This is a genomic window from Streptomyces sp. B21-083 (assembly GCF_036898825.1).
Taxonomy (GTDB): domain Bacteria; phylum Actinomycetota; class Actinomycetes; order Streptomycetales; family Streptomycetaceae; genus Streptomyces.
On sequence record NZ_JARUND010000002.1, the window covers coordinates 812,495 to 824,426 of the forward strand.

At 71.1% G+C, this 11,932-nt stretch carries 12 protein-coding genes; 7 read left to right on the forward strand and 5 right to left on the reverse strand.

Going from position 1 to position 11,932, the window contains the following annotated elements:
* Positions 1 to 42: 42 nt before the first annotated feature.
* The 3 genes from QA861_RS27630 to QA861_RS27645 form a co-directional block, all read right to left on the reverse strand.
* Positions 43 to 336 carry a DUF1330 domain-containing protein gene (locus QA861_RS27630; RefSeq protein ID WP_334591314.1) on the reverse strand — a complete coding sequence of 98 codons (294 nt, stop codon included), beginning with the start codon at positions 334 to 336 and terminating at the stop codon, positions 43 to 45.
* Positions 337 to 528: 192 nt separating this feature from the next.
* Entirely contained in the window at positions 529 to 744 is a 216-nt protein-coding gene (locus tag QA861_RS27635) for a hypothetical protein (protein WP_334591315.1), read from the reverse strand.
* Positions 745 to 1,132: 388 nt separating this feature from the next.
* Positions 1,133 to 1,396: a hypothetical protein gene (locus tag QA861_RS27645; protein WP_334595061.1), complete on the reverse strand. Its 264-nt coding sequence runs from the start codon at positions 1,394 to 1,396 to the stop codon at positions 1,133 to 1,135.
* A 396-nt stretch (positions 1,397 to 1,792) separates the two neighbouring features.
* Between QA861_RS27645 and QA861_RS27650 the strand changes: the two genes are divergently transcribed.
* Together QA861_RS27650 and QA861_RS27655 are read left to right on the forward strand one after the other, a co-directional pair.
* Positions 1,793 to 2,248, forward strand: coding sequence for a nicotinate-nucleotide diphosphorylase (locus QA861_RS27650; protein ID WP_334591316.1), 456 nt, complete (start codon positions 1,793 to 1,795; stop codon positions 2,246 to 2,248).
* Entirely contained in the window at positions 2,232 to 2,837 is a 606-nt protein-coding gene (locus QA861_RS27655; RefSeq protein WP_334594861.1) for a PhzF family phenazine biosynthesis protein, read from the forward strand. Before QA861_RS27650 ends, QA861_RS27655 begins: the two co-directional genes overlap by 17 nt.
* A 426-nt stretch (positions 2,838 to 3,263) precedes the next feature.
* Here the strand turns inward: QA861_RS27655 and QA861_RS27665 are convergent, their stop codons facing one another.
* Both QA861_RS27665 and xylA read right to left on the reverse strand, forming a co-directional pair.
* Positions 3,264 to 3,524, reverse strand: a complete 261-nt coding sequence (locus QA861_RS27665) for a hypothetical protein (protein WP_334591317.1) — start codon at positions 3,522 to 3,524, stop codon at positions 3,264 to 3,266.
* A 392-nt stretch (positions 3,525 to 3,916) separates the two neighbouring features.
* Positions 3,917 to 5,083 carry a xylose isomerase gene (xylA, locus tag QA861_RS27670; protein ID WP_334591318.1) on the reverse strand — a complete coding sequence of 389 codons (1,167 nt, stop codon included), beginning with the start codon at positions 5,081 to 5,083 and terminating at the stop codon, positions 3,917 to 3,919.
* A 191-nt stretch (positions 5,084 to 5,274) separates the two neighbouring features.
* Between xylA and xylB the strand changes: the two genes are divergently transcribed.
* The 5 genes from xylB to exaC all read left to right on the forward strand — a co-directional run bounded on the left by xylB (position 5,275) and on the right by exaC (position 11,882).
* The gene (gene xylB / locus QA861_RS27675; protein ID WP_334591319.1) at positions 5,275 to 6,720 is read left to right on the forward strand and encodes a xylulokinase; all 1,446 of its coding nucleotides are present in this window, start codon (positions 5,275 to 5,277) and stop codon (positions 6,718 to 6,720) included.
* Between the two features lie 116 nt (positions 6,721 to 6,836).
* Positions 6,837 to 8,045, forward strand: coding sequence for an ROK family protein (locus tag QA861_RS27680; protein WP_334591320.1), 1,209 nt, complete (start codon positions 6,837 to 6,839; stop codon positions 8,043 to 8,045).
* Between the two features lie 100 nt (positions 8,046 to 8,145).
* A complete protein-coding gene (locus QA861_RS27685) occupies positions 8,146 to 8,745 on the forward strand; it encodes an N-acetylmuramoyl-L-alanine amidase (RefSeq protein WP_334591321.1) in 600 nt (199 codons plus the stop codon).
* Positions 8,746 to 8,850: 105 nt separating this feature from the next.
* Positions 8,851 to 10,131, forward strand: a complete 1,281-nt coding sequence (locus QA861_RS27690; protein WP_334591322.1) for a GAF domain-containing protein — start codon at positions 8,851 to 8,853, stop codon at positions 10,129 to 10,131.
* A gap of 227 nt (positions 10,132 to 10,358) precedes the next feature.
* Entirely contained in the window at positions 10,359 to 11,882 is a 1,524-nt protein-coding gene (gene exaC / locus QA861_RS27695; RefSeq protein WP_334591323.1) for an acetaldehyde dehydrogenase ExaC, read from the forward strand.
* The last annotated feature ends 50 nt before the right edge of the window (positions 11,883 to 11,932 follow it).

Sequence of the window (11,932 nt, forward strand, 5' to 3'; positions counted from 1 at the left end):
CGACGAGGCCATCGGGGCCGCCAGCCGGCGCCAGTGCGCCGCTCAATCGATGCCTTCGACGATGCGGAAGTCGCGCTCGACAGCGTCGGAAAGGACGACCAGCGCCTCCTGGTACGCCGCGCTCTCGCGTGCTGCGACCGCCTGTTCAAAGGTGTCGAACTCGATCAGGACGGTGCGCTCGGCGATTCCGGCGTCGTGGGCGACGACCCGACCGCCGCGGACGAGCACCCGCCCGCCCTCGGCCTGGACGGCCGCACGGGCCAGCTTGTTGTAGGCGGCCAGCTTCTCGGCGTCGGAAATGGTGCGGTAGACACTGACCCAGTAGCCCTTGGCCATGGAAACCTCCTGTGTTCGGACAAACGTGCCAGGCTTCGACTCGACACTCGGATTGATCGGCCCGGACGACGGATCACCGGGCATTTCAGAGGGCGGTTCGCAAGGGACTGGCTGATTGTGGTGTGCTGTTGAGATAAGACGATGTCTCAGTTGGCGATGGAGCCTGCCTAAAAGTCGCACCAATCGCTCAGCTCACCAGGCGTCCCTGTCCGGATGAAATGCGGGAAGAAGTCCGTGGCCCAGCAGGCCGGCCCCCAGGGTGAACGTGCGTGAGGCCGGTTCCGGGTCGCGGTGCAGTACCCGGAGCAGTGTGAGCGGCTCGTGTGTCACCCCGGGAGACATCCATCGGCGCAGTACCGGGTCGATGAGCGCGCGATATGGCGGGGTGAGCGGTTCGATGCGCGGCATGGACACCTCTCGCTTCGGTTTTCGCATCACTATGCTGCTTCGAAAACCAAAGCGCAAGGAGTAGACATGGAAGCCAGAACGCCTCGACCAGACTCACCAGTACGAGGGTCCACCTCGGGGCGTCCGGTCATGGCTGCACTCGATCCGCTCGGGCGGCGCCGGACACGGCGCATCCTGTGGGAAGTGAGCCAAGCCCCCACAGGCTTCCGGGAGTTGCGGCGCCGTTGTGAACGCAGGTCATCGAGCGTGCTCAGCACCCGGCCGGGCGAGCTGACCGGCGCCCGCGTACTCACTCTGCACGGCGACGCCTATCACCTCACCGAGCGCGGCGAGGACCTAGGTGCCGGCGGAGGTTCCGAGAACGCCGTCAACCCAGGCCGCGCGGGCGTCAGCCGGCAGAACCCCTCTCGGGTGTCCCGTCGCCCACGGCGTCGGGATGAGAGGTGCCGTCGGCGGGCCGCTCGCTGGTGCGGTGCGCTGGTTGCGGGTCGAGCATCGCCGCCCAGCGCTCCGACCACTGGACGAGGGGGCCGAGTGCGAGGCAGGCATCCTGCCCCAGTGGAGTGAGCTCGTACCGGCTGTCGGGTAGTTGGTGAACCACGTGGGCATCCAGCAGTTCGATCAGGCGCTGCCGCATCACGCTGGAGGACATGTCGTCGCAGTGCTTCTGCAGGGGCGGAACCCAAGGGGGCCGCCACGTAGCTCCCAAAGGATGCGCAGGCTCCACCGCCGTCCGAACAGGTCGAGTGCGGCCATGAGGGGGCGACCGGTGGTCGAACCACGAACTGGCTTGCCGGGCTTTGGGGTTGGCATGGCGTGGAGTCCAGCCTCCAAGGGTTGATGCTTCGGATTCCGAAACGCTACCATCCATCGGAGACCGCTTCGGAAAACGAAACAAAGGGGATCGTCGTGGCAACCATCCAGCCCCGTAACCCCGCGCCGTGCGCTGCGGAATCCCACGATCACCGCCTGGGCGCACTACCCGCGCTGCAGCTGCGTCAGTGGTGGTGACCGCCAGGCTCAACGCCCAGTCGGAGATGGAGAGCAGATGACCACGACACAGTTTCCCTCGGCTGCGGGACGGGCCGCCGTCGCCGCCGCCCTGGCCGAGGACGCCTCGGGGAACGACATCACCACCGCGTGGAGTGTTCCCGAAGACCTGGCGGCCACGGCCGAAGTCCGCACCCGGCAGAGCGGCATTGCCGCCGGCCTCCCCGCGGTCGCCGAGGTCTTCGCGCAGGTCGATCCCGAGGTCGAGATCGAGGCGAGCGTCGCCGACGGCGCCCGACTGGCCGCCGGCGACGTCCTGTTGCGCCTGTCCGGCCCGGCGCGCAGCCTGATCACCGGCGAGCGCACGGCGCTGAACTTCCTGCAGCGCCTGTGCGGCATCGCGACACTGACCGACCGCTACGTCCAGGCCGTGGCCGCGACCAGGACCCGCAGGCGAACTGCCCGCCTGCGGCCACGGCACAGTCGCCGCCCTCGCGCTGCTCGCCGAACGTGAAGGCGGCGACGACTACCGCGCCGTCCTGGGGACGACCCACCGCAGCTTCGACGGCCGGGCCACCCGAAACGGTGACAGCCTGACAGCATCGTTCGATCCAGGCCCGGTCAGCCTGAGCGACGCCCAAGGGCCCGAACTGGAGGCGATCGCACACGGCCTCGGACTGCCCGAGGACGCAGTCGCCGGGGACGCCTGCGTGGCGTCGAACGGGCGGCCGAGGCTGCTGCTGCCTGTCCGGTCCCGCGCCGTGCTGGCCGAACTCACCCCGGACTTCCCTCTGCTGCGCGCTTCCTGCGACCGCCACGGTCTGCTGGGCTGCTACGCCTACTCGCCCCCGGACCGGCACGGCCGGGCGGCAGCCCGGATGTTCGCGCCGTCGATCGGAGTCCCCGAGGACATCGCCAACGCCAACAGCACGGCCTGCCTGGCCGCGCACGCGGCCGGATCCGGTACGGACCGCCTCATCGTCGACATGGGCGACCACCTCGGCTGCCCGTCAACCATCACAGCAACCGTTCACCACGACGGCGTGGAGCACCGAATCCGGGTCGGCGGCCAAGCGACTATCGCGCGAACGGTCGTGTGCTGAGGGCTGCGGTACTCAGGGCCGGTCAGGCCGCGTGCCGAGCAGAGCCGCCCTCGGGCTGTCGGCCGGTGCGGCCAGGACGAAGGAGGAGTGGACGGTCGAGGGCGAACAGCTCACCCGCGCGTGTGCCGCGCTCGACTCAGCCTGACGAGGACGAGGACGAGCGGCCGATGCTGCGGGCGGCGCGCAAACCGGTGGACGGTGGTCGATGCCGAAGGCCAGTCGCGCCTACGAGGTGGCGGCCGCTGGTGGCCCTACCGGAAGCGCGGCGGCGGGGTGCCCGCCGGACGAGCGGCTCAGGACCCGGCGACCGCGCTCGCCTCGATGGAACACATCACCGTGGAGGAGCCTGCCTGGAGGACCGGCGATCCGCCGGGACCTTCTTCCGCTCAGGCCGCCTTCACGACCTCGATAAAGTACGCCGCCCGGTCATGCCGGCGGAACGAGCGACTCCAGGTCACTCGGGAACTCGCTCGGCAGATCCGTCGGGAAGCCGGACGGAAGGTCGGTGGGGAGCCCGGACGGCAACGGGGGCAGTCTGGTGGGGAGTTTGGAAGGCAGCGCTGTCGGGATACTGAACGACGGCTCGGGGGTTCGGCTCGGACTCTGGCTGGTCTCGGGCGACTTCTTGCCCGGGCTGTTGTCGCCGCCGGACACCATGAGCACCACGGCGACGACGGCTGCGACCACGACGGCGCCGATGATCAGGATGAAAAGAGGACTCGGACGCCTGCCGGGTCCGCGGCTTCCGCCCGGGTAGCCCCCGCTTCCGTGGCTTCCCCCTGAGGGCGGGCCGAAGCCCCCGGGAGGCGGGCCGAAGCCCCCGCCCGGAGGCGGACTGTCCCCCGGCGGCCCGGGCGGGTGGGGCGGTGCGGGCGGCATGGCCATACCGTCAAGAGTCGCCGCGAACCGGTCAGCACGCGACCCCCGCACGGAAGTTGATACGGACTCATGCCATGGACCGCGTGATTCCGGAGCAATCCGAGCCAGGATCGGTCACAGGGGACCCACCGCGGCACAGTTGTCCGGTCGGCGACCGGGGACCCCGTCGGAAGACAGGCGTCCCCGGGTCCGCACGCGACTCAGCCTCGCGCACCCAGCAGGTGGTCCATGGCCAGCTGGTCGAGCTGCTCGAAGGCCATCCCGCGCGCGGCCGTGGCGTCCACGTCGAACTCCTCGAACGCCGAGCGGTCCGCGAGCAGGCCCTGGAGACCGTCCGCCGCCGTCTGCTGCGCCAGCTCGTCCAGCCGCGAGGCGCGCAGGGCCGCCTGGACCTCCGGGTCGGCGCGGAAGGCGGCGGCACGCTCCTTCAGGATCAGGTAGTTGCGCATGCAGCCGGCCGCCGAGGCCCACACGCCGTCGAGGTCCTCGGTCCTCGGGGGCTTGAAGTCGAAGTGCTTCGGGCCGGCGTAACCGGCGGTCTCCAGGAGGTCGACCAGCCAGAAGGCGGCACGCAGGTCGCCGGCGCCGAAGCGCAGGTCCTGGTCGTACTTGATGCCGGACTGGCCGTTGAGGTCGATGTGGAAGAGCTTGCCCGCCCACAGTGCCTGGGCGATGCCGTGCGGGAAGTTCAGCCCGGCCATCTGCTCGTGGCCGACCTCGGGGTTGACGCCGTACATCTCCGGGCGCTCCAGGCGCTCGATGAAGGCCAGGGCGTGGCCGACCGTCGGCAGCAGGATGTCGCCGCGCGGCTCGTTCGGCTTGGGCTCGATCGCGAACTTCAGGTCGTAGCCCTGGGCGATCACGTACTCGCCGAGGAGGTCGAAGGCCTCCTTCATGCGGTCCAGGGCGACGCGTACGTCCTTGGCGGCGCCGGACTCGGCGCCTTCCCGGCCGCCCCAGGCGACGTAGGTCTCCGCGCCGAGTTCGACCGCGAGGTCGATGTTGCGGATCGTCTTGCGGAGCGCGTAGCGGCGCACCTCACGGTCGTTCGCGGTGAACGCGCCGTCCTTGAAGACGGGGTGCGTGAAGAGGTTGGTGGTGGCCATCGGGACGCGCATACCGGTCGCGTCGAGGGCCTGGCGGAAGCGCTTGATGTGCGACTCACGCTCGGTGTCCGAGGACCCGAAGGGGATCAGGTCGTCGTCGTGGAAGGTCACTCCGTGAGCACCGAGCTCGGACAGTCGCTGCACCGTCTCGACCGGGTCGAGCGCACGGCGGGTGGCGTCGCCGAACGGGTCCCGTCCCTGCCAGCCGACGGTCCAAAGGCCGAAGGTGAACCTGTCCTCGGGGGTGGGCTGGTAGTTCATGCCGCGGCTCCTTGCGTTTGCTCCGACTATTTCGTCATGGCGGTTTACAAATTAGTATGCGGAAGCATCTCTGGGAAGAGACAACTTGTCCCTGAGCAGAGACTGACGGTGGGAACGGGTCCCCGCGACCCGGACGGTCACCGGAAAACGCCAGGCCAGAGCCCGCGGAGCCGCGGAAGAGGGAGAGCTTGATGTCAGCAGCCGAGGGTCCGCTCGTTGTCGGCGTGGACACGTCGACCCAGTCCACCAAGGCGCTGGTCGTCGACGCGGCCACGGGGCGGGTGGTGGCGAGCGGCCAGGCAGCGCACACCGTCACCACCGGCGCGGGCCGCGAGAGCGACCCGCGGCAGTGGTGGGACGCCCTGTGCGAGGCACTGAGCCAATGCGGTGACGCGGCGCGCGAGGCCGCCGCCGTGTCGATCGGCGGCCAGCAGCACGGTCTCGTCACCCTGGACGCGCACGGCGAGCCGGTCCGTCCGGCCCTGCTGTGGAACGACGTACGATCCGCGCCCCAGGCCCGTCGGCTGGTCGAGGACCTGGGCGGCGCGAAGACCTGGGCGGAGCGCACCGGAAGCGTTCCCGGCGCCTCCTTCACGGTCACGAAGTGGGCCTGGCTGGCGGAGCACGAGCCGGAGGCGGTGCGCGCCACCAAGGCTGTACGCCTCCCCCACGACTACCTCACCGAGCGTCTCACGGGCCAGGGCACCACCGACCGCGGCGATGTCTCCGGCACCGGCTGGTGGGCGTCCGGGACGGAGGCGTATGACTCGGAGGTGCTCGCACATGTGGGGCTCGACCCCGCCCTGCTGCCCAGGGTGGTCCGGCCCGGCGAAGTGGCGGGAACCGTCCGCGACGGTCACGAGCTGCCCTTCTCCAAGGGCACCCTGGTCGCGGCGGGCACCGGGGACAACGCCGCCGCCGCCCTGGGCCTCGGGCTGCGCCCCGGCACTCCGGTACTGAGCCTCGGCACGTCCGGCACCGTGTACGCGGTCTCGACGCACCGGCCCGCCGACCCCACGGGCACCGTCGCGGGTTTCGCCGACGCCCGCGGCGACTGGCTGCCGCTGGCCTGCACCCTCAACTGCACGCTCGCCGTCGACCGCGTCGCGGCACTGCTCGGCCTGGACCGCGAGGCCGTCGAACCCGGTACGGGCGTCACGCTCCTGCCCTACCTGGACGGCGAGCGCACCCCGAACCTGCCGGGCGCCTCGGGACTGCTGCACGGCTTGCGTCACGACACGACCGGCGGACAACTCCTCCAGGCCGCGTACGACGGGGCGGTTCACTCGCTGCTCGGCGCCCTCGATCTGGTGCTCGACGCGGACGCGGACCGCTCGGCACCGCTGCTGCTGATCGGCGGCGGCGCGCGTGGTACGGCCTGGCAGCAGACCGTACGACGGCTGTCCGGGCGGCCCGTCCAGGTGCCCGAGGCCAAGGAACTCGTCGCGCTCGGCGCCGCGGCGCAGGCGGCGGGCCTGCTGACCGGCGAGGACCCGGCCGCGGTCGCTCGCCGCTGGGACACGGCCCGAGGGCCGGTGCTGGACGCGGTGGAGCGGGACCAGACGACGCTGGACCGGATCGCCGGGGTACTCTCCGACGCATCGCCGCTGCTGGAGCGGGGGACGGCCGCCGAGTGACGGCCCGAGAGGCGAACACGAAGCGACGGAGCCGCACCGACATCAGCTGAAGGACGCCGGCGTACGCCCGTCCGTGAACGTCGGCTCACGGACACCGACCGAGGACTGACGGAGGCATGAGCGCACCGCTGCACGAGGCCCGTCCGCCCGGCGCGGGCGCCCGGCTGCCCGACACCCAGCAGGGCATGCGCCGCCGCAACCTCGCGCGGGTGATGCACACCGTCAGCGCCGAGGGGCCGCTGTCGCGTGCCGGCGTCGCCTCACGCATCGGGCTCACCCGGGCGGCGGTGTCGACGCTGGTGGACGAGCTGACCCGCTCGGGGCTGCTCGAAGAGCTGGGTCCCGAGCGGCCCGGCCGGGTCGGGCGCCCCGGGTCGGCGCTCGCCGTGAGCGGGCGCGGTCCGGCCGGGATCGGCGCGGAGGTCGGGGTCGACCACCTCGCGGTCTGCGCGGTCGATCTGCGGGGCGTGGTCCGGGCACGCGCCGTACGAAACGGCGCCAACCGCGGGCGCTCCCCCGAACCGGTGATCGCGGAACTGACCGGCCTGGTGCGGGAGGTGATCGCCGAAGCGGAGCGCGAGGGCCTGTGGCCGGCCGGGATCGCGGTCGCCGTACCGGGGCTCGTGGCCCGCGACGGGCGCACCGTCGTCCGCGCCCCCAACCTCGACTGGCACGACACCGACCTCGGCGCACTGCTCGCCGTCGACCTCCCGCTGACGGTCGACAACGAGGCCAACCTCGGCGCGCTGGCGGAACTCTGGCTCGGAGACGGCACTCCGTCGGACTTCCTGCATGTGTCGGCCGAGATCGGCATCGGCGCGGCGGTGGTCGTGGACGGACGGCTGCTGCGCGGAACGCGCGGATTCGCCGGCGAGCTGGGGCATGTGCCGGTCCGTCCGGAGGGGCCGGAGTGCGCGTGCGGTGGTCGCGGGTGTCTGGAGCAGTACGCGGGTGAGGAGGCGGTCCTGCGGGCGGCGGGCGTCGAGTCGGGCGAGGATCGCGTCGGGCTGCTCGCGGAGCGCGCCGCTCAGGGTGACCCGGACGTACGGCGAGCTCTGGACGGGGCGGGCACGGCACTCGGTATCGCGCTGACCGGGGCGGTCAATCTGCTGGACCCCGAGATCGTCGTCCTGGGCGGCGCTCTGTCCGGGCTCGCGCCATGGCTGCTTCCGGCGCTGGAGGCGGAACTGGCCCGGCGTACGGCGGGACCCGCCTGTGCGGTGTCGGTGTCGCGGCTGGGACCCGAGGGCCCGCTGCTGGGCGCAGCGCACTCGGTGGTGCGAGCGGTGCTGGACGATCCGGGGGCGGTGGCGGGGCGGGGCTGAGCGGGCGACGTTCCAGGCATCCGCAACCCCCAGGCGCACCGGTGCGTCCCTCCATCCGTACTCCCCACCTTTCCCACCTTCCTCGAAAGGCCTTTCACGGATGGAGCGGACCAGGGTGTTCCCCAGCAGACGGCGGCTGTTGAAGAGCGCCGCGCTCGCCGCCGGTCCCTACGTCCTGCTGCCCGCGCCCCGGGTCGGCGCCCAACCCCCGTCCCCCGACTACCCGTCGGCCACCTGGGAGCCGGCGACCACCGCCAACTACACGGCGTCGCACCGCCCGGTGACCCTGCTTCCCGACCTGGTCGTCATCCATGTCACCCAGGCGTCCTACTCCACGACCCTGGCCGTCTTCCAGCACCCGCGGAAGAAGGTGTCCGCGCACTACGTCGTGCGGTCCGGCGACGGACACGTGGCGCAGTGCGTACGGGAGCGCGACATCGCCTGGCACGCGGGTGACTGGAACCACAACCTGCGCAGCATCGGCATCGAGCACGAAGGGTGGGTGGACCGGCCCGGCTACTTCACGGACGTCCTGTACGAGCAGTCGGCGAGGCTCACCGCGACGGTCTGCGCGCGCTACGGCATACCGAAGGACCGTACGCACATCATCGGGCACTACGAGGTGCCCGGCACCGATCACACCGATCCAGGGCCCAGCTGGGACTGGACGCGTTACCTACGCCTCGTCAACGGCGCCTGAGCGAAACGGTGGTGCCCTCGATCGGTCCACCGCGTCGAAACGGTTGTCCGCTTCCCTCCCCCGAGTGACGATGTCACCAGCCGTATCGCCCGCAGGGAGGCCCAGTTGACCGATCCATGGGTGGCCCTGGAGCCGGGAGCCGACCCCGTCGAACGTGGACGGGTGCTGCGTCGCGCGCACGAGACGTTCACCGAGGCCGGGACGGTGACCCGGCCGGTGCGTTCCGTGGTGGCCGACTCCTGGAGGCGTTCCGCCAAGGCGGGGGTGGGACCGGACGGCTCCGCGAGCGTGGAACTGGTGGACGGCGATCTCGGCGCCTACCGGGCGGAACATCCGCTGGCCCTGGTGATGCCCCTGTTCCGGGAGCTCATGGGCACCTTCGCCGCCGACGGCGAGCATCTGCTGGCGGTGTGCGACGCGCAGGGCAGGTTGCTGTGGGTGGAGGGCCATCCGAGCACCAGGCGGCAGGCGGGTCGGATCAACTTCGTACCGGGGGCACGCTGGTCGGAGTCGGCGGTCGGGACGAACGCGCCGGGTACGGCGGTCGCCGTGGACCGGCCGGTGCAGGTGTTCGCGGCCGAGCACTTCATCCGGCAGGTGCAGCCATGGACGTGCGCGGCGGCTCCGGTGCACGATCCGCGCACCGGGCGGGTGCTCGGCGCTGTGGACATCACCGGCCGGGACGGGCTCGCGCATCCCCACAGTCTCGGGTTCGTGCAGGCGGTGGCACGGGCGGCGGAGTCCCAGCTGGCGCTGCTCGCCCCGGCCCGCCCCGCCACGGACACGCTCGAACTGACCGCGCTGGGCCGTGACGAGGCTCAACTGCTGGCCGCCGGGCGCGCGTTGCGGCTCAGTCGACGGCACAGCGAGCTCCTTGTCCTGCTCGCCCGCCATCCGGAAGGACTGACCGGCGACGAGCTGCTGTGCGCGTTGTACGAGGACGAGTCGGTCACACCGGTGACGCTGCGCGCCGAACTGGCCCGGTTGCGCCGTGTCCTGGCTCCCGGGTCGCTGGCGTCGCGCCCGTACCGGCTGACGATGCCGGTCGAGTCGGACATAGCCGTCGTGGAGCGCGCGCTCGACACCGGGGCGATCACCACGGCGGTGCGGGCGTACTCCGGTCCGTTGCTGCCCGGTTCCCGGGCACCGGCGGTGGCCCGGCTGCGGCGCAGGCTCGCTGACGGTCTGCGCACCGCGCTCGTCGCCCGACGGGACCCGGACCTGCTGGCCGACTGGGTCCACGCACCGTGGGGCGAGGACGACCTCGACGTATGGCGTGCGCTCGCGGCGGTGCGACCGACGGTGGCCGTGCGGGCTCGCCTGGACGAGCTGGAGTCGGAGCAGTCGGCGCCGCGAGGGTGGGCGCGTCAGACCGCTCGGCGCTGACCCTGCCCGGCTCCCGTGCCCCGGGCTCAGGCCCCACAGCCCGCGCCGGTGCCCGGATCACCTGCCGACCCACGCGACGGCACCCTCGTACGCGCCACGCGTCGGTACGCTCCCCCGCGCATCCCATGGCGGGCCCCGCGCGCAACCTGTCTGCAACCTCGCCGGTTCTAGCGTCGCGGCGAGAGCGGCCCGACGGCGGGCGGCTCTGCTGAAGGAGGCAGGCCAGCATGACCCGTTACGCGGCGCCCGGCACCACCGGCGCGATCGTCTCCTACCAGGCGCGCTACGACCACTTCATCGGCGGCGAGTACGTGCCGCCGGTCCGGGGGCAGTACTTCGAGAACCCGAGTCCGGTGAACGGGCAGCCGTTCACGGAGATCGCACGGGGCACCGCCGAGGATGTGGAGCGCGCGCTCGACGCGGCGCACGCGGCGGCGCCGGCGTGGGGCCGTACGTCCGTGACCCAGCGGTCCGACATCCTGCTGAAGATCGCAGACCGGATGGAGGCGAACCTCGAAGCGCTGGCGGTCGCCGAGACCTGGGAGAACGGCAAGCCGGTACGGGAGACGCTGGCCGCCGACATCCCGCTCGCCATCGACCACTTCCGGTACTTCGCGGGCGCGATCCGAGCGCAGGAGGGGTCGCTCGGCGAACTCGACGACGACACGGTGGCGTACCACTTCCATGAGCCGCTCGGGGTGGTCGCGCAGATCATTCCGTGGAACTTCCCCATCCTGATGGCGGTCTGGAAGCTGGCGCCCGCGCTCGCGGCGGGCAACACGGTCGTGATCAAGCCCGCCGAGCAGACGCCGGCGTCCCTCCATTACTGGATGAGCCTGATCTCTGACCTGCTGCCGGCGGGTGTGGTGAACATCGTCAACGGCTTCGGGGTGGAGGCCGGCAAACCGCTCGCCTCCAGCGCGCGGGTGGCGAAGGTGGCGTTCACGGGTGAGACCACGACGGGGCGGCTGATCATGCAGTACGCCTCGGAGAACATCAAGCCGGTCACGCTGGAGCTGGGCGGCAAGTCGCCGAACATCTTCTTCGACGACGTGTGGGCGGCGGACGACGACTTCCGCGACAAGGCGCTCGAAGGCTTCACCATGTTCGCGCTCAACCAGGGCGAGGTGTGCACCTGTCCGTCGCGGGCGCTGGTCCAGCGCGGCAACTACGCCGACTTCCTCCAGGCCGCGGTCGCCCGTACCGAGCTCATCAAGCCGGGTCACCCACTCGACACGGACACGATGATCGGAGCGCAGGCGTCCAACGACCAGCTCGAGAAGATCCTCTCGTATCTGGACATCGGCCGGCAGGAGGGGGCCAGGATCCTCACGGGTGGCGAACGCATCAACTACGACGGTGAGTTGAAAGGCGGGTACTACGTCCAGCCGACCATCTTCGAGGGCGACAACCGGATGCGGATCTTCCAGGAGGAGATCTTCGGGCCGGTCGTGTCCGTGACGTCCTTCGACGACTTCGACGACGCGATCAAAATTGCCAACGACACGCTGTACGGCCTCGGGGCGGGCGTGTGGACCCGGGACATGAACACCGCGTACCGGGCGGGCCGCGCGATCCAGGCGGGCCGGGTGTGGACGAACTGCTACCACGCGTATCCGGCACACGCGGCGTTCGGCGGCTACAAGCAGTCCGGGATCGGCCGTGAGACACACAAGATGATGCTGGACCACTATCAGCAGACGAAGAACCTTCTGGTGTCGTACACACCGAAGAAGCTGGGCTTCTTCTAAGGGCCCGAAAAAAGGCGCCTGAGCTGGGCTTTTGCCCGCCAGGCGCCTTC

Bases quoted from the DNA above. Each gene is read 5' to 3' on its own strand.
- QA861_RS27630 (WP_334591314.1), bottom strand. From the start codon at position 336: ATGGCCAAGGGCTACTGGGTCAGTGTCTACCGCACCATTTCCGACGCC.
- QA861_RS27635 (WP_334591315.1), bottom strand. From the start codon at position 744: ATGCCGCGCATCGAACCGCTCACCCCGCCATATCGCGCGCTCATCGAC.
- QA861_RS27645 (WP_334595061.1), bottom strand. From the start codon at position 1,396: ATGTCCTCCAGCGTGATGCGGCAGCGCCTGATCGAACTGCTGGATGCC.
- QA861_RS27650 (WP_334591316.1), top strand. From the start codon at position 1,793: ATGACCACGACACAGTTTCCCTCGGCTGCGGGACGGGCCGCCGTCGCC.
- xylA (WP_334591318.1), bottom strand. From the start codon at position 5,083: ATGAACTACCAGCCCACCCCCGAGGACAGGTTCACCTTCGGCCTTTGG.
- xylB (WP_334591319.1), top strand. From the start codon at position 5,275: ATGTCAGCAGCCGAGGGTCCGCTCGTTGTCGGCGTGGACACGTCGACC.
- QA861_RS27680 (WP_334591320.1), top strand. From the start codon at position 6,837: ATGAGCGCACCGCTGCACGAGGCCCGTCCGCCCGGCGCGGGCGCCCGG.
- QA861_RS27685 (WP_334591321.1), top strand. From the start codon at position 8,146: ATGGAGCGGACCAGGGTGTTCCCCAGCAGACGGCGGCTGTTGAAGAGC.
- exaC (WP_334591323.1), top strand. From the start codon at position 10,359: ATGACCCGTTACGCGGCGCCCGGCACCACCGGCGCGATCGTCTCCTAC.